The sequence below is a fragment of the Natrinema sp. 74 genome, from assembly GCF_046097095.1.
In the GTDB taxonomy this organism is placed as follows: Archaea; Halobacteriota; Halobacteria; order Halobacteriales; family Natrialbaceae; genus Natrinema.
Map to the genome: position 1 here is coordinate 47,002 of NZ_CP175700.1, position 19,301 is coordinate 66,302.

13 protein-coding genes are annotated in these 19,301 nt (G+C 57.5%); 7 read left to right on the plus strand and 6 right to left on the minus strand.

Features of this window, described 5'->3' with window-relative positions; translation table 11 throughout:
• The first annotated feature begins 33 nt into the window (after positions 1–33).
• Genes ACJ70B_RS21395 through ACJ70B_RS21410 form a run of 4 tightly spaced genes read left to right on the plus strand, consistent with a single transcriptional unit; the run spans position 34 to position 6,611 of the window.
• Positions 34–720, plus strand: a complete 687-nt coding sequence (locus ACJ70B_RS21395) for a hypothetical protein (RefSeq protein WP_408960806.1) — start codon at positions 34–36, stop codon at positions 718–720.
• Between the two features lie 3 nt (positions 721–723).
• Entirely contained in the window at positions 724–2,241 is a 1,518-nt protein-coding gene (locus tag ACJ70B_RS21400; RefSeq protein ID WP_408960807.1) for an N-6 DNA methylase, read from the plus strand.
• Positions 2,234–3,607 carry a restriction endonuclease subunit S gene (locus ACJ70B_RS21405; RefSeq protein ID WP_408960808.1) on the plus strand — a complete coding sequence of 458 codons (1,374 nt, stop codon included), beginning with the start codon at positions 2,234–2,236 and terminating at the stop codon, positions 3,605–3,607. The genes ACJ70B_RS21400 and ACJ70B_RS21405 overlap by 8 nt, the downstream gene beginning before the upstream one ends.
• Complete coding sequence (locus ACJ70B_RS21410; protein ID WP_408960809.1) at positions 3,594–6,611, plus strand: type I restriction endonuclease subunit R; 3,018 nt, start codon at positions 3,594–3,596, stop codon at positions 6,609–6,611. Before ACJ70B_RS21405 ends, ACJ70B_RS21410 begins: the two co-directional genes overlap by 14 nt.
• A gap of 56 nt (positions 6,612–6,667) precedes the next feature.
• On the opposite strand, the gene ACJ70B_RS21415 is transcribed toward ACJ70B_RS21410, so the two are convergent.
• The 5 genes from ACJ70B_RS21415 to ACJ70B_RS21435 form a co-directional block, all read right to left on the minus strand.
• Positions 6,668–7,444 carry a hypothetical protein gene (locus tag ACJ70B_RS21415; protein ID WP_408960810.1) on the minus strand — a complete coding sequence of 259 codons (777 nt, stop codon included), beginning with the start codon at positions 7,442–7,444 and terminating at the stop codon, positions 6,668–6,670.
• 277 nt (positions 7,445–7,721) lie between these two features.
• Positions 7,722–8,459 (minus strand): N-6 DNA methylase, encoded by a 738-nt coding sequence (locus tag ACJ70B_RS21420; RefSeq protein WP_408960811.1) that lies wholly within the window; start codon positions 8,457–8,459, stop codon positions 7,722–7,724.
• 230 nt (positions 8,460–8,689) lie between these two features.
• Positions 8,690–8,947 carry a hypothetical protein gene (locus tag ACJ70B_RS21425; RefSeq protein WP_408960812.1) on the minus strand — a complete coding sequence of 86 codons (258 nt, stop codon included), beginning with the start codon at positions 8,945–8,947 and terminating at the stop codon, positions 8,690–8,692.
• On the minus strand, positions 8,919–9,506 hold the full coding sequence (locus ACJ70B_RS21430; protein WP_408960813.1) for a hypothetical protein: 588 nt from the start codon (positions 9,504–9,506) through the stop codon (positions 8,919–8,921). The genes ACJ70B_RS21425 and ACJ70B_RS21430 overlap by 29 nt, the downstream gene beginning before the upstream one ends.
• 215 nt (positions 9,507–9,721) lie before the next feature.
• Positions 9,722–11,428, minus strand: coding sequence for a DUF4143 domain-containing protein (locus ACJ70B_RS21435; protein WP_408960814.1), 1,707 nt, complete (start codon positions 11,426–11,428; stop codon positions 9,722–9,724).
• A gap of 242 nt (positions 11,429–11,670) precedes the next feature.
• Between ACJ70B_RS21435 and ACJ70B_RS21440 the strand changes: the two genes are divergently transcribed.
• The 3 genes from ACJ70B_RS21440 to ACJ70B_RS21450 are packed head-to-tail and all read left to right on the plus strand — an operon-like array spanning position 11,671 to position 18,066.
• Positions 11,671–13,734 carry a DNA helicase UvrD gene (locus tag ACJ70B_RS21440; RefSeq protein ID WP_408960815.1) on the plus strand — a complete coding sequence of 688 codons (2,064 nt, stop codon included), beginning with the start codon at positions 11,671–11,673 and terminating at the stop codon, positions 13,732–13,734.
• Complete coding sequence (locus ACJ70B_RS21445) at positions 13,682–14,635, plus strand: PD-(D/E)XK nuclease family protein (RefSeq protein WP_408960718.1); 954 nt, start codon at positions 13,682–13,684, stop codon at positions 14,633–14,635. Before ACJ70B_RS21440 ends, ACJ70B_RS21445 begins: the two co-directional genes overlap by 53 nt.
• Entirely contained in the window at positions 14,632–18,066 is a 3,435-nt protein-coding gene (locus tag ACJ70B_RS21450) for an ATP-dependent helicase (protein ID WP_408960719.1), read from the plus strand. Before ACJ70B_RS21445 ends, ACJ70B_RS21450 begins: the two co-directional genes overlap by 4 nt.
• On the opposite strand, the gene ACJ70B_RS21455 is transcribed toward ACJ70B_RS21450, so the two are convergent.
• Positions 18,063–19,190, minus strand: coding sequence for a hypothetical protein (locus tag ACJ70B_RS21455; RefSeq protein WP_408960720.1), 1,128 nt, complete (start codon positions 19,188–19,190; stop codon positions 18,063–18,065). The two genes, ACJ70B_RS21450 and ACJ70B_RS21455, sit on opposite strands and share 4 nt — an antisense overlap.
• Positions 19,191–19,301: the final 111 nt, after the last annotated feature.

Consider the following 19,301-nt stretch of genomic DNA (forward strand, 5'->3'; position numbering starts at 1 on the left):
AGAACTAAGTGATGTGCGTCCACACAACTTTTTGTGGCGGTAGATATGCGCGAAGGCGGAACGCGGCTTGAAATCCTTGCTGCAGTCGCGTCACTCGAGCGCGACCAGGAGGTGCCGCCCCGCCAGAAGGACATCACAGAACAGGTCAGCGTGACACGCGGAACTGTCTCAAAGACGTGCAGTGCGCTCGTCGATGAAGGCCAACTGCTCCTCGACGACGGAGAATACCGCGTTAACGAGGAAATGCTCCTGCTCATCTACAAGGAGCATCTCGAGAGTTACCTCATTCGGGATTCCGCGAACAACGGGCTCGCGGATCTCGTCGACGCACGGAACGAGCTCCGGATCGATCTGAAAGGTGAACTCCGGCAACTCGTCACCGACGGCGACGACGGTCGACGCTCGCTGTTGATTGACATTCTGCGCGAGGTGCTGGTGTACACTCTGTCGTTCCGCGAGATCCAGACGCTCCGCGACTACCTGTTCGCGGTCGACCACCTCATCCGGACGCTCGCCGCCCACATCACCACCAGCCAGAACTTCGACGGTTCGGACGTCGCCCACTCTGACGAGATCCGGCTGGTACTCCTCATCGCCGTCACGCTTGACCGCGGGTACGCGATGCTGTCCCGCCTTCGCGCAGCCCACGAGGAACTGGAAGACCACCTTCCCGGAGCACCGCCCGAAGAGCAGATGATCGATTACCTGACGACCCAGTAACACATGACACAGAACGTATACAGCGACGTCACGCCGGAAGAGCTCGGTAAGAAACTGTACGGCTGCGCGGACGCCATCCGCGACGCAGTCGACGAAGCCCGGTACAAGAACTACATCCTGCCGTTGGTGTTCTACAAGAGCATCGACGACACCTTCGCCGACCGGCTGGAGGAGAAGAAGGACCAGTTCGCGGGTGATGAAGAGCTCGCCCGGAAGGCCATCACCGGGATGTCGGTCCCCGAGGACTACCGGTGGAGCGACATCACGGAGCGCAGCGAGAACATCGCCCCCTACCTCGACGAGGCCTTCACCGCCCTGGAACGCGAGAACGACCAGCTGCGCGGTGTCGTCCGCGTCACCTACAGCGACGAGGACGCGCTGAACGACCAGCGGCTCCGCGACCTGGTTCAGCGCATCAACGCCTTCGAGCTGAGCACCGAGAAGGTCGAGAAGGACTTCCTCGGCGAGGCCTACATGTACATGGTAGGTGAGTTCGCCAAGGACGAGGGGAAGGAAGGTGGCCAATTCTTCACCCCGACCGACGTCATCGATCTGCTGGTCCGCATCCTGGCAAAGGGCGGCGACACGGACGGCTTCGAGAAGGGGGCGTCGTTCCACGACCCCACCGCCGGTTCCGCAGGCTTCCTCGTGCACGCCGCCTCGTACTTCCGCAACGAGCAGGACGGCGACCCGAGTACGTGGAACATCACCGGGCAGGAGCTGAACGCGGACATCGCGTCGGTCGCCCAGATGAACACGTTCATGCACGGCCTCGAGGCGGAGATCCGCCGCGAGGACTCACTGGCCAACCCGGCCTTCTCGAACTACCTGGACGACGAGGAGGGGTTCGACTACGTCCTCGCGAACTTCCCGTTCTCGGCCGACTGGCCCAAGAGCGACCTGAAGGACGACAAGTGGGACCGGTTCGACTGGCACGAGAAGCTGCCGCGGGCGGACCGCGGTGACTACGCGTTCATCATGCACATCGCGAAGCTGCTGAACGACAGCGGACGGGCCGCGGTCGTCATCCCGCATGGTGTGCTGTTCCGCTCCAACGAGGGCCGGTACCGTGAAGCGATGGTCGACGACGACATCGTGGAGGCGATCATCGGCCTGCCAGACAACCTCTTCCAGAACGTCTCGCTGCCCAGCGCCGTCCTCGTCCTCAACCGGGACAAGGACCCGTCGCGCGAGGACGAGGTCATGTTCATCAACGCCTCGGAGGAGGACTTCTACACCGAGCAGAACAACCACAACGACCTCACCGAGACAGGGATCGAATGCATCCTCGACGCGTACTCCGGGTGGCAGACTGAAGACGGCATCAGCCGGGCCGTCCCGGTGGACGAGATCGCGGAGAACGACTACAACCTGAGCATCTCCCTCTACATCGACACCATCGGCGACGAGGAGATCGTGGAGGTCACGTCCGCCTACAGCCAGCTGAAGGACGCTCGCTCAGCTCGTGACGCGGCGGAAGCGCAGGTCGACGAGGACATGGGGGTGCTCGGGTATGAGTGAGCAGCGGCGCCTGACTGACCTCGGAGGTGACCAGCCCGGTGACGCCGACGGTCAGACCGAGGAGCGGTCGCTCCCAGAGGGCTGGGAGATGATGAAGATCCAGGACGTCTGTGAGATGTCCGGAGGGAGCACACCCAAGAAGAGCAACGAGGAGTACTGGGACAACGGCGAAATCCTCTGGGCGAAGCCGAAAGACTTCAACGGGCCGCTCATCGCCGACACGGAGGAGAAGATGACCGAGAAGGGAGCTGAGGCATCCACCTCGAAGATCCACGACCCGGGGACGATCCTCCTGGTCGTCCGCAGTGGTGTGCTCCGCCACACGCTCCCCGTGGCGAAAGCGACAACGAAGACCACCATCAACCAGGACATCAAGGCACTCGAAGCAGACACGGACGTCATCCATCCGGAGTACCTGTTCCAGGTCCTCCGCGCCCGCGCCGAGGACGTACGCGGGACGTGTAAGAAAACCGGCACAACGGTGGAGAGCATCCAGACATCGGTGCTCAAGAAGTACGAGATCCCGGTTCCGCCGATGGAGGAACAGAAGGCCATCGCCGCGGCTGCGGTCCACCAGGACGAGGCCATCCGGGGAGCGGAGGAGACCCTCGAGAAGTCCAAGACTCTCCGCGAGAGCCTCGCGTCAGAACTGCTACGCACCGGTATCCACGAACACAGTGACTACAAGAAGGACAAAGCCGGGAAGTTCCCGGCGAGCTGGAACACCGTCCGCCTTGGCGACCTCCTGACCGACACCCGGTACGGTACGGACACGAAGTCGAACACGGAAGGACGGGGCCACCCGACGCTCCGGATTCCGAACATCGTCAACAAGCGGATCACGCTCGACGACCTGAAGTACACCGAACTCCCGGACGACGAGTACGATCGTCTCCGCCTCGAGGAAAACGACATCCTCGTCATCCGGACGAACGGGAACCCGAACTACGTCGGTCGGTGTGCGACCGTCAGCGAGCGCGAGGAGGACTTCGTGTACGCCTCCTACCTCATCCGCCTGCGGGTCGACGAGGACCGCGTCCTCCCCGGGTACATCCGCGAGTTCCTGAACGCCTACCGGGGACGGGTCGAGATGAACGGCTGGATTCGGAGCTCGGCCGGGAACTACAACCTCTCGGTGAGTGGCATCGAGAAGTTCACAGTCCCTCTCCCGTCGCTGGCCGAGCAGCAGGAGATCGTCGACAAACTCGAAGCGGTCGACGAGATGATCCAGACGAACCGAGAACATCACAAGCAGGCCCAGCGGCTGAAAACAGGCCTGATGCAGGACCTCCTATCCGGCGACGTCCGTACCGCTGAAAGGGAGATCGACATCCCCGACGCCATCGAGAACTATGAGTCAGCCTAAATTCCCCTCGTTCAACGAGCAGAAGGTCGAGTACGCGCTGCTGGACTGGCTGAACGCCGCCGGCTGGGACACCTACGGTGGCCCCGACGAGCCGGACGGCTGTACCCAGCTGGACGCGATGTACGGCCGCGACGACAAGAGCGAGGTCGTGTACTGGGAGCTGCTCCGCGAGCAATTGATCGCCCTGAACGAGCCAGTCACCAGCCACAACGTCGACGACGTGATCACGTCGCTCCGGCGCGACTTCGCCGGTGACGGCCTGATGGAGACGAACCGCAACGTGCAGGAAGTCCTGCAGAAGGGCCGGCAGGTAACGCTCTCGAAGTCCGACGGCACCTCGGAGGCGGCCGTGGTGGACCTCATCGACCACGAGACGCCCGAGAACAACGCCCTAATCGCGGCCAACCAGTTCCGCGTCCGCCAGCACGAACTGGTGATCCCGGACATGGTGCTGTTCGTCAACGGCATCCCGCTTGTGGTGACGGAGCTCAAGTCGCTCACCCAGGACAGTACGGTCACCGACGCGATCGAGGACATCCATGACTACGAGGGCGACGCGCCCCGGCTCTTCAGCCCGGTCCTGTTCAACGTCGCCGCGGACCACGAGCGCGCCCGGTACGGCGCGGTCAACGCCCCGGAGACGCACTACAACCCGTGGCAGCCCGAGGACCCGACCGGCTCGCCCAGCGAACTCAAGGAGATGGCGCACTCGCTCCTCACGCCGGGAACGCTGCTCGACATCCTGAAACACTTCGTGTTCTACCAGCGCCAGCCCGGCGGGGACGCGAAGATCATCCCGCGGCACATGCAGTACCACGGGACGCAGGCCATCCTCCACCGGGTCAGCCGGGGCCAGTTCGAGAACGGACTGATCTGGCATACGCAGGGCAGCGGGAAGTCGTTCACCATGTTCTTCACCGCGCGCAACCTGCTGTACCGGCCGGACATCATCAAGACGCCGCAGGTGCTCATCCTGGTGGACCGGCAGAACCTGCGGGACCAGATGTCGGACGATCTCGGGAAGCTCATCGACTTCGACCACTACGAGATCGTCACGGACGGCGCCGACCAGCTGCAGTCACTAATCGAGGAAGGGCAGAGCCAGGTCGTCGTTACCACCATCCAGCTGTTCCAGGACGTCGACGAGAACATCCAGGAGAACGACGAAACCGTCGTCCTCTCCGACGAGGCCCACCGGTTCATGGAGGCGAAACTTGGCAGCAAACTCGATAACGCCCTCCACAGCTACTACCACTTCGGGTTCACCGGGACGCCGGTGAACGAGAACACCGAGGCCGGCCGGAACACCTTCCAGCACTACTCGGAGCCGCGAGACGAAGACGGGTACCTCCACCACTACTCGATGGAGGACGGTATCAACGACGACGTGATCCTGCCGGTGCACTTCGAGCTACGGCACGGCCTGGACTGGGAAATCGACGACGACGTGATGGATCAGGCGCACGAGGCCGCGACGGGCGACCTCGACTTCGAGAAGCGGGACAAGCTCATCCGGGAGACGATCAACCAACAGACACTCGCCGAGCTCCGGTCACGACGGATAACCATCACTGAGGAGATCGTCGACCACTACCGGGAGAAGCTGGCGCCCAGCGGCTGGAAGGGGATGGTTGTCACGCCGTCCCGGAAGGCGGCCGCGCTATACGGTGAGGAGCTCCAGAAATATCTAGATCCGGAGGAAGTCAGGGTCGTGATCTCGTCGGCCGGGAAGTCGGACCCGATTACCCGGACGTACCACACGTCGAAGAGCGAGCGGGAGCGCATCGTCGAGGAGTTCAAGGACGAGGACGGCAACCCGAAGATCTTGGTCGTCTGTAGTATGCTGCTCACCGGGTTCGACGCTCCGATCCTCAAGACGATCTACCTCGACCGGCCGCTGACGAACCACAATCTGCTGCAGGCGATCGCGCGGACGAATCGGCCGGCAGAGGGTAAAGAGAACGGGGAGATCGTGGACTTCGCCGGTGTGTTCGCGGAGGGGAACGTCGAAGAAGCGTTGAGCTACTATCCGCCGGACGTCCGTGAAGCGGCCGCGGAGGACGTCCAGGAACTTCTGGACAGGTTCGACGAGAAGCTCGAGGAAGCGGTAGCGCTGTTTGACCACATCGATCTCGACGATGGCCCCGAGACGGTGGTTGAGTGCCTGACGTACCTGCGGAAGGACGCGGAGGCCCGCCGCCGGTTCAAGGAGCTGTACCGCGACGTGGAGAACCTGTACGATACGTTGGCGCCGATGGGTGAACTCGAAGACAGGGATACCGGTCGCCCGCAGAAGTACAGCTGGCTGACGCAGGTGTACCTCGCGTACCAGCGCAGTATGAATCGCGAGAGCGAGCCAGAGAGGCGGCTGCGGGAGAAGACGAAGGAGATCGTCGAGAACAACGTCGACGTCGACCGGATGGACGAGGAGTTCGAGGTCGTCGAGTTCGGTGCCGACCACCTCGAACGCGTCCGGGACATGGACGCGGAGCAGGGGATCACCGAGGTCGCCGGCGCCGCCGACGACTACCTCGACGACCGGTCCGAACACCACCCGCGGTACCGGCGGCTGAGTGAACGCGTCCGCGAGGTCGTCGACAAGTGGGAAAGCGACGAGGTGACCGCCGACCGCGCGTACGAGGAACTGGTCGAACTGGAGGAGGAGATCCTGTCGGTCGAAGACGAGGCCGAGGAACGCGGACTGTCACCGTCCGGCCATGCCCTGTTCGCGGCGTTGATGGACGACAGCGACGAGGGCTTCGCGGAGTACATCGAGGACGAGGACGAGGCCGAGTTCATCGCGAAGCGGGTCGACGAGGAGCTCGCGGAACGCGTCGACACGTCCTATACGGACTGGGAAACGAGTACGCGGACCCGTGAGGACATCCAGAAACTGCTGTTGGAGGTCGTCGCAATCGAGGCCGAGAAGCCAGATCTCTGCAAGGACGACCGGTTCCTCGAGGACGCCCGTGAGTACCTAATCGAGAATCATCCGGACGCCTGACTGTACGTTTTTCTCGTGTGGCCGGTAGTGCCGGTGTCTTGCCGTTGTTCCCGTATCTATAAGCCGTCAAGTAAGTCCGCGGCATCGTCAATTGTTTCAGCATCCAGTTGCTCCAGGTATTCGGAGTCTAGCTGGATGCGGTCCTCCCGTTCGGCGGGCTCTTCTTCTCCGGTGATCGGGCACGTCGTTCCGGCTCGCGGGTTCGGATACCGAACACGGACGCTTTTCTTGTTCACCCGGACGACCTGGCCCGCCCGTAGTTCGGGGTTGCGGAATTTGACGATCGCGCCCGGGGATAACTGTTCGCGTAGCTCGTTTCGTTGCTGTTCGCGTCGCTGGTCGGTCTGTTCCCCGACCGAGGAGCCGATAGCGTTCAGTGCACGTTGCTCTGCGCCACGAGCTGTCGATTGAGCACGGTCGAGTTTCGCCTCCAGCTCCTCACGGGCTTCCCGTTCGAGGCGGCTACGTTTCTGTGCGCGCCGCGTCGGGTAGTTCGCGCGCCCGGTCTCCACCGGTGACGGCATCTCTGCCATCCGTCGGCGTTTGCCCATCCAGTCGTTGAACTGGCGGCGGGCCGCGTTGATGTGGCGGAGCAACCGGTCGTCACTGACGTAGTGTGGCTGTGCGTCTTCCGGCAGGGCAGTATGGATCTCGTCGATCTGCTCGACGGTTTTCTGCGGTGGTGAGAGAACGCGTGGGACGGTGATGTCTTTCACCGCGTCGATGAGGTCGTTGATACTGGCCGGTTCGTCTATTGGGGCGAGTTCGGTCTGTTCTTCGAGGGCCTGGAGTGTTTTCTGGCGTCCGGCGCTGATTCCGAGCGGTGTATCCATGGCTCAGGTCCCTCCAGATAGCCAGATTTGGGGATCGAGATCTGCGGGATTCATAGTGATTTTGTCAATAGGTGATGCGTCTGCAAACTCCGACATTGTCACTGTATGATCCTTGTTGATATATAAATCCTATTCGCTGTTATGGCCAAGAGGTTCAATAGACGCTGCGTTGGTCGTAATCGGGATACTCTGAATACACGTGCCTCATGAGCTCTGAATGTAGCTGTACAGGTCTACAGGTTTGGACGTAGCTGCCGATCAGATGATCTGACCTTCTTTAGACAGTTATCGCTAGTTCATCGATTATCTCCTTCTGGTCACTGTCGGGGATTTCGGAAACGGGCATGTTCTTCTGAGACAGATTTGTAGGTTCGATTTTCCAGCATCGATTCACCTGAATTCGAAGCGTATCTCCCTGAAGCACATATCCTGGAAGTCCATTCAACACGAAGTTGATGACACACATCTTCGCACAGTCTGGATCAATATCCCATCCAACGTAGATAGTTGGACAGTCTCCTCGTATATTTTGAAGACGATCTGCACTCTTCAACAGAAGGCTTCCGCTTCCGCACCCACTGAGATCACCGATAAGAAGCGGATCGTCAGGCGAAGCATCGCAGATTTTGTCCTCATCTGGGAACGTTATTTCAGACATTGTACCACTAACTGAGCCAGGTGTGAAGTGTTGTGCAAAGTTATCTGAGGAAGTTGAGTAATATTCATAAATAGCACCAAGAACATCTTCATTAGTTTTCTCTAACCCAACGGCAAGCCCGCTAAGGGCTTTTGCATGGAGTTGAAGAAGGTCCTTCACGGTGGCCATGTCGTGGCCATCAGTACGATATCGTTCAACTCGAGTCGAGTATTGCCGTTCATCACCGGAGAAGCTTGAAATAGTCAGGTCGAGGAAATCAGAGAAAACCTGATAGGACGAATCACCAGTCCTCGCAGAAATCTCGTTCAAAGGATTGGTCACCTTCTCACGGATTCCCGGCTTGATTTGAGAACTCATGATTCCACCTGAAGCTCGATTCCAAGCCATTCCAGCCGAGTCACAACCGAATTCGTTCTACTGATTTGGTCGCCGAAGCTCGTCTTGGAGATGTCTCTCGTAACCATTTCCGATCATCACGAGGCAATTCTGAGTAGCCCCGCACCCTTCAGGGGCAAATAAAAAATACCGCTGCTAACGCTCCGTCAGTTGTAGATATTCTCCAAGCAAAACTCCGCCAACAACACTGACTACGGTTCGACCGCCGACACGGCGTATTTCTCCTTGAGCGCCTCTTTCATAGCAGCTTCTCGTCGCTCGACGAATTCTTGGAAGTTTTCTAGCGTCGGGGTGACGCCCTCGGGGTAGCGGTTCACGGTGCGATAATGATCCGCTTCGGCCTCACCAAGCCCGTTGAGCCATTCTTCAGGGAGTGTGTCGCCCTTCCGACGGTTCTCTGCAGCGTCGAGGAGCTGAAGGTTACCAATGCGGTGGATCTTGTCCGTCACTTTCGGGACCCACCGTTCGGATATCATCAGCACATGCTTGCGGATAGATATGATCTACGCTGAGTCGCTCAATATCAAGATCAGCGTGCCCTTCATCAAGTAGTGCGAGGATTGCCGCGACGCCTTTGTGGGTGAACGTATCACCATCGCTCGCCGCATTGTCGTAGCGTGCGTTCTCGACGGCTTTGTCGACGTGTTCGGCGGTGAGGTGGAGGTCCAGATCATCAAGCAACTGGTCACCTGGGAAGGTCTCAAAACCGTCTTCCGGCCGAAGGTCGGACAGTGATTTAGCCATAGATCGGGCTTGTGAGCCGGTTAACGCATTGAGCAGTTGGGCCTTGGCAACAAAGCGGAACGCCGCTCGTTCGTTCGCTTCGTTGACCTCGGCATCAGGATTCTCATAGTAGAATTTCGCCAAGAGGGCGACGAGAAGTATACTCGGCATCGACTTCGGCGCCAGTCCGACGTTACCGACCGTTTGAAAGCCTCTGTCGATGGCCGTTTCGAAGCGGCCGTGTGGGTTCCCCATGTCGTCGGGGGCAATCCACTTGTTGCGCATAGCCTTCACCTCATCATCTTTCGAGAATGCTTCGACCGTAGTCTGAAGGAGATCTTCGTTAACCAGATAAATCAAGCAGCGGGTGAGGAACTGTCTCTATTGTCTCACCGTGAGAGAGATTGGGCGAGAATTAGGTGAACGCTTGCAGCATCGTAAAATACCGAGATCATCAAATAATTTCAGCCTCTATCGGTCCAGAAGTGGCTATATAGTAGTTAGCAGATGAGGAGGAACAGCCAGTAGGGAATGTAACAGAGGTTGACCCCGTCCCGCTCAACAACAAGTGAACCCGACTGCGTCACTTCCTTTGGCAGGCTATCCGCAATGATGAACCTGTAGGGAGCTTCGTAATCGAGATCGAGAACCTCCTCTCCGCCGGGTATTGGATGCTTCCCGACAGTCGGATCGAATTCGACTGCGATTTCATCAGCATTCCCTGCGTGTGGATGATAGGAGAGAACAAACGGGACAACAACTCCATCCTCATTGTGAAGGATGTAGTCGACAGTCCCCGACTCAGTCTCGAAGTATTCCACCTGAGGGTCCTCGTCGCCTGAGCCCCCAACCCTCCACGCCAGTCGTTTCGCATGGTCAAATGCGACGGTCCGAGCTAGTTTGTACTCGAACTCGTGATTGAGTGACCGGGTCTTCTCGTATGTCTTGAATCCGTGGTGCTCCTGACGTTGGGACAGAAGTACAACGTGGCGCGGATTCCGGAGGTAGAGTCGTGTACGGCGGTGGCGTTGAAGTGAGAAGTCGTGGGATTCCGAAACGGAGAGTCCGTCATCCAGCACGGATAGATACGAATCGATAGTCCGCCGATCGACTTCCAGCTGGTCACTGATGTCCGTATATCGAAGCTCGTTCCCAGCTTGGCTCGCAGCTAATGAAGCGATTCGATGGAGGTTCTCAGGTCGTTGAATCGATTCATACTCTGCGAGTTCCTTGTAGAGATACAGGAGCAGATGTGATCGGATGAGTTCGTTTTTGACCGGGGTTTCCGTAGCACGTAGGAATATTCCACCTTTCTGCAGGTACTCACGAGCGGCCTCATACAGGCCATCTCGCTCAACGTCTGAGAAGGCTTCAAAGTAAAGCTGATTCAACGACGCGACCGCGTCATCCAAGTTTTCCGATTCAGACAAATTACTCCGGACATCCTTTATCAGTGCTTCACCGTCCATACTCCTCGTTTGATGGGACTCCACGCGAAGAGCAAAATCAGGGTCCGTCTCGAGTAACGCAGAGTCATCATACGCTCCCTGCTTGATGGTGTCTACAAACTTCATCGGCAACATCGCACGAGGATAATTGATCTTGGGCTCGCTCGAAGCCGAGATACCACTCAGGTCGACCTGCGATTCTACAATACCAGTCAGCAGTAGATAGGTATCATCATCTACAAGGTCGAGAAGGGCACTTTGTTGATCTTCCTCGAGTCGCAGAGCCCCGATATCGTCGAGGATGATGTACTTGCGACCTCGACGTGGAGCGACGTGAGAACGGAAATAGTCGATAACGTTTTCCAGTTTTTCCACAGCGCTGCTTGAAGGTTCGAGATGGTAGAGAGAATCCTCAAGAGGGACATAGAGGATCTGGCGTGGATCAACGGAGCCGACGATATCTAAATCACGATGGCCGGGAGAGAAGTCAACGGTGTCTGAATCAAGAATTGCAGCGATGAATTGCTGAAGAAGCGTCGTTTTGCCGATTCCGGTTGGTCCGTAAATGGGATACACGAGACTCTCAGTACCGTCTTCTCGCTCGTCATCAATGGACTGCAGTACTTTGAGTAAGTCTGATCGCGGGTCTAGAGAAGCGGTTTGTTCTAACTCAGATAGTGAACTATTGCCTGTATCCCACCATTCGTTATGCCATTCAGCGTCTGCGATGAAATCAGAACCGTCAGATGGGTCTGTCATAGAGGAACTTGACCCCGGCATAGTATAAATATGTAGCATCCTGATGAGGCAAATTTCAGTTTTAGCGTAGCACCAACGTTCTTGTAGGTGGGCTGTGAGGACCCTCAATATGATATGTCCCCGTTTGGCTAGATTCGTTTTCGACTTACCCTGCAAATCAGCAGCAGGCTCTCAGTCAAGGAGATTCTGGCCCAGACTCCGATCCACGGAGGAACAACTGGTGGCTTCGGGGGACGATAAGCGTGTCTGAGGTCCAGCATTTCGATGGGGCGCTCATTACTGTTCCATTCGGCACTGGTGAGCCCAGATCAACAGTAACCGAGCAATATCAGTCCCTTCTCAAGGAATATAATCCAGAAGACATCCTCGTCATCACTGGATCTCCGACGAGCATGGAGACGTTTCGGGAGGAACTCAAAGACATAGCACCCGGATCAGCTGTCCCACGTGTCACGTCCCTGGTCGTGCAAGCGACCGACGTCGTGAACCAGACCGATAACCGAGCGATTCTCTCAGATGCAATGCGGCGCGAGCTCGTCCATCGGTTCCTCGAAGAGCAAGAGTGGGACAGTGAGCATTTCCGGCGTGCAGCCGAACAACTCTCCTTCGTGAGTGATATCGCCCAGCTCATGGAAACTGCCACGTGGCAGGACGTTTCCTTCGAGAAGACATCAGAGCTAGTTGAAGTTGCGGAACTCGTCGAAGCGTTCCACGAATGGCTCGACGACCATAACCACCTAGAACGGGGCCAGCTAATCACTGAGGCGAATGCGGCGCTGTCGGAGACCGAGGAACGAGACGACGTAGTCGATGCCGAGGCAGTCCTCGCCGTCGAGTTTGAGGAGTTCCTGCCGCTTGACCGTCGCTATCTTGCTACTGTGGCGGATGGGTTGGAACTCGTATGTGTAGCAGAAGAGAACGCGAGTGTTCGGCGTACATGGATCGAGCCAGGACCAATTACTGACTACGTCTCATTTTCGAGGACAGAGTCTACTGCAAGGACAGCACCCCCATCTCGACCGGCTGCGACGGGTGCGTACCTGGCGACTGAAACCGTTCACGAAGATCCCGAGGCGGGGGAGGTGAACGTCATCCCGACAGAGACCGCCGACGAACAGATCAAGAAAGTCGCTGATGAAATCGAGCGGCTTCGAGATAGAGAGAACTGGGATTACGAGGATTTCGCCGTCGCACTGAAGCAGAGCGGTTCCGCAGTAATCGAGACGCTTCGTGCCTTCCAGCAAACAGGGGTTCCGACAGAGTCCACGACTGTCACGGGGTTCGGCGATGATCCCGCTATTCGAGAGCTACTGCAGGTTGTTCGCTATCTGGCGGCCGATGATGACGATGCTCGAACAGAGCTGCTGGAAGCCTCGGTTTTAGACGAATCGATTCTGGCCTCTATCGAGCAGATGGAGGGCCTCTCGAGTCCGCTCAGACGGTGGGCGACCGAGTCAAACATGAAGGTTCGAATCGCTGAGGAGACGTCTCCACTGAACGTTCGTGCCCAATTCGGGAACGTTCAGCGGGCGTTCGCGATGGCGGAGTTCGTAGAAGACACGCCGTTCATCGAAACGACCTGGGAGTCGTTCGCGACGATGCTTGAACGCGCCCACGAGTATGCCCCTCAACAGAACCAAACAAGTTCGACCGAACTTGACGGAGGTGTCCGAGTCGATCACTTACAGGCGATCAAAAACGGGTCCTTCCGAGCAGTCTTCTTGCTGGACATCGTCGACGAAGAGTACCCTGGATCACCTTCCCTGACTCGGTTGTTCCCCCAAGAACGCCTCTCAGAGATGCCGGACTATCCGGGCGTAACACAGGTCGACGCAGAAGATGTCACCAACACCTTCCCGACCTCCTCGACAGCGTCAAGCCGCCCGTTCCGACGATACCATGCAGAGCATGCACGGCGGCGGCTCGCCATCGGAGCAACTGCTGCTGGCGATCGCCTGTACTTCTGTCTGTACAATCACAAAGACACCGCACTGGAAGAACGTGCTCAGCCGTCGCGGTTTATCACGGACGCGTATCGGCAGTTGCCGTGGGTAAAAGAGGCGACAGAATCAGAGATCAGGAGCGAGCGAAGAGCGGAAGAATATCTGCTCTCTCGGGTCGACAACGCTCTCGCTGACGTTCGTCGCTCTCACAGCCAAGACGTGACGGTCTCTCTCGACGAGGTCGAAGCCGAGCTTTCGGAGATTCAGCACCTCCTCAGTGAAAGCGGGAACCGCGGCGAGCAGCTTCGTGATGCACTGCAAGCACGTATCGAATTTGCTGCCGGAGGGGTTCGACGTGACTGACGTTACCTTCCTCTCGCCGTCGCGTCTCGCGACCTACGCGGACTGCCAGCGGAAGTTCGATTATGAGTACGTTCAGAAGGTCAACGCCCCAGAGAAGACACGGTTGTACCTGAACCAGGGGCGGGCCTATCACGGAACGATCGAGGTAGTCTGCGAAGCAACTAGCCCAGAAGATGACGCCCAGATCATCTACGATCGGGCAGTAGAGGCATTCCCTGAGCAATGGAGAGAACATATCTCTCCGGACGAGTACGCGTCAAACGCTCACCAGGAATACCAGCGCCTTGAAAATCTAGAGGCAATCAAGACCTTCTTTGACCCTGATGGTGGCCACGGCATCGATCACGCTCGTCAATCCGTTGCGACGGAGAAGTGGCTCGATTGCGTCGAGAACGGCCTCGGATTGCGTGGGAGAGCCGATAATATTCTTCGGACGGACGAAGGGATCCACGTCATCGATTACAAGCGGAAGCTCAGGGACGTAATTACGTCCAATACTGCTAGCGTCCTTGAGGACCACCTAGACGGAACGGATCACGACCCGAAGAGAGTCAAGAACGTATTCCAGGCGGCCACATACATCGAGGGCGTCAAACAATCTGACCTCTACGAAGACGGGATGAATATTCGATTCAGTTTCTACGGTCTCCTGAATCACACGTCGTTCGAAAGTACACAAGACGGATATGAAATCTCTGTACGAGGCTACCAACGCGATACCACGGACATCTACGAAGAGTATCATGACACGATATGGAATCTCCTACAACGTGCACACGACGGGATCACGTGCGGCTCTCACGACCCCGATCCGTTCCCACTCATTCACGATGAGGCCTGTCCCGACTGCAAGTACCGAGAGATGTGCACAGAATCTCTCGCAGAGGGGGTGAAGCGATGAGCGAGGACGTGCCTGATTGGCTCCCAACCATCGAGGACGATGAGGATCCGAAACCACAGCAGCGGACGATCATCGAGTCGGAGCGGTATCCCATGCGGGTCCTCGCAGGTGCGGGGACCGGAAAGACGTTCACGATGGTCCGGAAAATCGAGAACCTCATTGACGAACACGGAGTTTCTCCGGATCGGATTCTCGCGTTGACCTTCACCAACAACGCCGCTGATTCGATGCGTGAGAAACTCAATGCAAAACTCGGACCCGCAGGGTATGACGTCGACGCGTATACGTACCACTCTATCTGTAACGAGATACTGACGGACTATGCCTATGATGCGGGATTAGATCCAGACTTCGAGATCGCAACGGATGCTGAAAAGTACGTCATCGTGCTCGATGTCCTCGACGAAATCGACTACCGTGCCGTCAAACCCAACGTCTACGGCCCAGATTCATACGTGAGCGGCGTCGCATCGGAACTCCTCTCCTTTATCGGGTCGATGAAGCGAAGTGGGATTTCGCCCGCAGAGATCGAGGAGTATCTCGGGTCACCGGAACAAGTCTATGAGCTCGATGCTGTGCCAGATCGTGTTGAGGAGATTGCAAGTGACCATCTTGGTGGTCGTTCAGTTTCGACCGTTCTCGACGGCATCCCGGATACACGAGCCGACCTCGTCGCAGAACGGGATACCCTCCGCGATGAAGGATTAGAGGCGAGCATCAAAGACTTCCTCGACCGACTCGTTGACCTCTGTGACGCACTCGAAGTAGCGTTTGAGGAGCATGAGGCTGGTGAGCGGTCGCTTCCCGAGGATGCACACAAGCTGCCGAAATATCTCCTTGGAGGGTACAGTAGTGCTCCGAGCGGGATACCAAACGACCTGAAGCTCGAACTGACAGACTACCTCCGAGACGCTCTCGACGAGTGCAAAACTGCCCTGGATTTGAACGCAGGGTATGAGGCATACGAGCGAGAGCTCGACCGTCGAAATCTGCTCGACTTCGATGGTCTCGTGGTCAAGACAGTAGAGCTGCTCGAGACTGACGTCGGAGAGGGTCTGGGCGACCGATGGGACTACGTTTTCTGTGACGAGTTCCAGGACACTGATCGTCTCCAGTTCGACCTCATTACGTCCCTTGTCTCAGAGGATCGCCTATTTGTCGTGGGCGATGACGACCAAGCAATCTACGAATGGCGCGGCGCGAACGTCGCGAACATCACTGACGAACTCGACGACGTCTTCGGACCCGATCTCGAAGACGAACCGCTAGAACAGAACTTCCGGTCACGTCAGCCTATTCTCGACCTCGCAAATGAAGCACTAGAGCGGTTAGCGGATCGGCGGAGTACCAAAACGCTCACGCGTGTCGACGAACCCGATTTCGACGGAGACACGGTCGCAGTCGTTGAGGAAGCCGACGACGAAGGCGACCGAGCTGAACAGTTGGTGACTGTCACCCGAAATCTTCTGAGTGGCGATGCAGAAGCACTAGACCGGGCGTACGATCCGGGGGAGATAGCACTCCTCGTTCGGAATAATGACCACGCAACCCCAATTCTCGAAGGGTTCGACGAGGGAGGAATACCCTATCAGGTTGCGGGAGACCTCTCTACGGAATCAATCGGGGTCGGGACAGTCGTCGCCTATCTAAAGGCGCTGGCACGTCCCGAAGAAGACGACGTAAGCTGGAACCGGGTACTGACGATGCGTTACCGTCTCACCGATGCTGATCTGCGTCGTGTCAATAGCCACGATGACGGTACATATGCTAGGATATGCAACCAACCCCTCGAAGTATTCGATGAGCCCGACCGTATTCAGGAAGTACGAGAACACATTTCTCGCCTTCTCAAACTACGTGAAACAGCCTCCCTCAGCCACCTTTACCGGGAACTCAAACGCCTGACCAACATCGATTGGTACCTCAGCGAGCAAGAGCGTCGTGACCTGGCGCAGCTGGACGAGATTATCGACCAGTATGGAAACGACGCTGTACAGCCCCCACTCACGCCGCAATTCATCGATTCGCTGCAGCATTATGACTCGCTCCTCGAGGAGAGCGGGTCGGCACCGACAAGTCAGCCAGAGCTGGCCGACGACGCGGTCAACGTCATGACCATTCACAAGAGTAAGGGACTCGACTTTCCCGTGGTTCTGATGCCCCGGTTGACCGCTGACGAGTGGGAACCAGGGTCACGAACCTACGATACATTCGAGTCAGCACTGTCTGAAGGTCCAGAATCAGTGTTCGACAAAGATCTCGTCGCTCAAGATGCCAACGAGGCCCGCAGAATACTTCACGTGGGGATCACTCGTGCCGAAGGGATACTCGTACTCCACGGAAGCAGAGAGGAAGACGACACAGACAACGAAAGGCCCGTACACGATGCTGTCAAGAGTATCCTTCCAGAATCCGTTCCCTGGCGGCCAAGTAACGGTCACCTCCCGATCTGGCGCGATTTACAGGAGTGTCTTCCATCGAACCATGCTGATTGGACAGCCTCTCTCGCGAGCACAGTAGTTGGGGACGTCTCTGGACAAGTGACGTACGGCTCTGAGAACCTCTCAGCATCAGACGGACGAGACCGCGTGATCACATTCGGAAACAAGCTCATAGAAGGCTCAATAGAGAGAGAACCTGAGAACCGACGATTTTTAATTGACGCCCTGACTGGGCCAATGACCCCAAGCCCGGCACTCCAGCACAGTTACACCTCACTCGAGGCCTACGAGGAGTGCCCCCGACAGCACTTCCTGGACTACGTCGTCAACGGGTTCTCCGACTACCGTGAGAACGGCTATGGCGGAGACGGTATCTCACAGCGGATAGTCGGGCTTCTGTTTCACGATACCGCAGAAATCGCTGCGAAGGAACAGGCAGCAGAGCGAGCAGAATGGTACGCTATTTGTGAGCGGCTGGCCGGACAACGGCGTGCCACGGATGAATTACCGGTCGCGAAGGAATGCATCGACCGGTATTTCGACCTTGATCTAAGCGGCTGGGAAATCGTCGATGCTGAACGAGAGTTCCAGCTAGAAGTGGATGGTCACGAACTCGTCGGGTTTATCGACGCCGTCTATCGGACCCCTGACGGTGAGTTGGTCGTCATCGACTACAAAGCCACCGAGCGTCACCGAGACATTGACGAGAACAAGCAGCTGCCACTGTACCTGCTCGCCTGTCGTGACCTCTACGAGGAACCGATTACCCGCGCGGGATACGCCTATGTCGGCGATATCGGTCCAAAAGTCGAGGCCCGTTCGTTCGATGAGGGTGAACTAGATTCAGTACGAGCAGCGGTGTCGACGACGATGGATCGAATCAAGGAGACATCGTTCAGCGGGTACGAGACTGGGGAGCACTGTCGGTGGTGCCAGCACAGTTCCCTTCCCTGCGGGGAAGAGTGGCGTCAAGAGGACGGAGGCCGCTAGTAGGTCATCGGGAATGACGGTTGACCGGTCGACCGCTCATCGTCAGCTATAGCGAACAAGGGATGGATGTCTGCGAGCGTATAGGTTTCGAGACACGCATACAGGTTCGAGGCTCGGTTGTCCTCTCCTGCTGCGCTAGCCGTTAGCCACGCCTCACCGAAGTATGGAACGTCGCTGTTGAATACGGTGGGATCCCCAAGATCGTCAGACGGAGGGTCGCGGTCTTCCTCTCGCATGATCTCCCACTGGCTCTCGCGCCATGTCTGCGGTTCAAGCCCAGTTTCGTAATCCGTCCAGAGCGTCTTCGGTGCGGGCGATCCAACATGTTCAGCCATATCCTCGAGTGAACCCTCCCCAAGCACCCGATTCTTTGCCGACGAAAGGTCGGCATGGTAGTACGACTCGAGTGCTGTACGTACATTCTCTGCTCGTCCAGGCTCACCGATTTCCGCAGCGGCCCGTTCCGCACGACCCACCAAGACTGGGAGGTCGAACCACGCGCCCCCGAAGGTGATGAGAACATCGACATCCCTCGCATCGATCCAGTTCACAACCGCCTCAATAGCGTCGAGTTCTGCAGAAGCCGTCTCGTCTTCACGGAAGAGGACCTCAGCCTCAATCTCCTCGCTCGGACTGCCTCGGTATCCAACGCCGGTACAGAGTAGTTCCTGATGGTCCGGGTTCGGTGGTTCGAGTTCTCGCTCGGAAACAGTCGTAATCGTCTCGATGTCGAGTGCTGCAATGGCATCGGCTGCACCGAGTCGACGCACAATATCAGTCGTATCTGAAGGCGGCATCTCTGGGCGGCCAGAGAGCTGGCGGACCTGCCGATCCCACTTCGCTTTGATACCGATGGTTCCCTGGTACACGTCTGGGTTGACGTCGTCGAACCCATACCAGGTCCCTTCTTGAAAGGAGTGGTCAACGAGATCGCAGTCGTCATCGTCGAAAACTGTGAGCTTCACGTGCGTCCCCAGCACATCTGAACAGTGGACAAGCTGCGCCCACCAGTCGTGGTCTGGGGTTCGTTCGACCTTGTCGATCCGCAACGGGACTGTAAGACCGTATTCGCCATCTCGTTCCGCCGCGACGAGATTACTCGCGGTCAGGGTGTCTGTTGCCATAATAGTCCCACCAGACTAGAAGTATAACTACTTTTTGATGGCAGTATTTCCATAATACTGTGTTTAGGATGGTTTTAGTCGGAACGCTTATTTCCTGACAGAGTATTGGTG

What these genes read in the sequence shown, in the direction of transcription:
- ACJ70B_RS21400 (WP_408960807.1), top strand. Translation starts at nt 724, where the DNA reads ATGACACAGAACGTATACAGCGACGTCACGCCGGAAGAGCTCGGTAAG.
- ACJ70B_RS21405 (WP_408960808.1), top strand. Translation starts at nt 2,234, where the DNA reads ATGAGTGAGCAGCGGCGCCTGACTGACCTCGGAGGTGACCAGCCCGGT.
- ACJ70B_RS21410 (WP_408960809.1), top strand. Translation starts at nt 3,594, where the DNA reads ATGAGTCAGCCTAAATTCCCCTCGTTCAACGAGCAGAAGGTCGAGTAC.
- ACJ70B_RS21415 (WP_408960810.1), bottom strand. Translation starts at nt 7,444, where the DNA reads ATGGATACACCGCTCGGAATCAGCGCCGGACGCCAGAAAACACTCCAG.
- ACJ70B_RS21420 (WP_408960811.1), bottom strand. Translation starts at nt 8,459, where the DNA reads ATGAGTTCTCAAATCAAGCCGGGAATCCGTGAGAAGGTGACCAATCCT.
- ACJ70B_RS21430 (WP_408960813.1), bottom strand. Translation starts at nt 9,506, where the DNA reads ATGCGCAACAAGTGGATTGCCCCCGACGACATGGGGAACCCACACGGC.
- ACJ70B_RS21435 (WP_408960814.1), bottom strand. Translation starts at nt 11,428, where the DNA reads ATGACAGACCCATCTGACGGTTCTGATTTCATCGCAGACGCTGAATGG.
- ACJ70B_RS21445 (WP_408960718.1), top strand. Translation starts at nt 13,682, where the DNA reads ATGCACTGCAAGCACGTATCGAATTTGCTGCCGGAGGGGTTCGACGTG.
- ACJ70B_RS21450 (WP_408960719.1), top strand. Translation starts at nt 14,632, where the DNA reads ATGAGCGAGGACGTGCCTGATTGGCTCCCAACCATCGAGGACGATGAG.
- ACJ70B_RS21455 (WP_408960720.1), bottom strand. Translation starts at nt 19,190, where the DNA reads ATGGCAACAGACACCCTGACCGCGAGTAATCTCGTCGCGGCGGAACGA.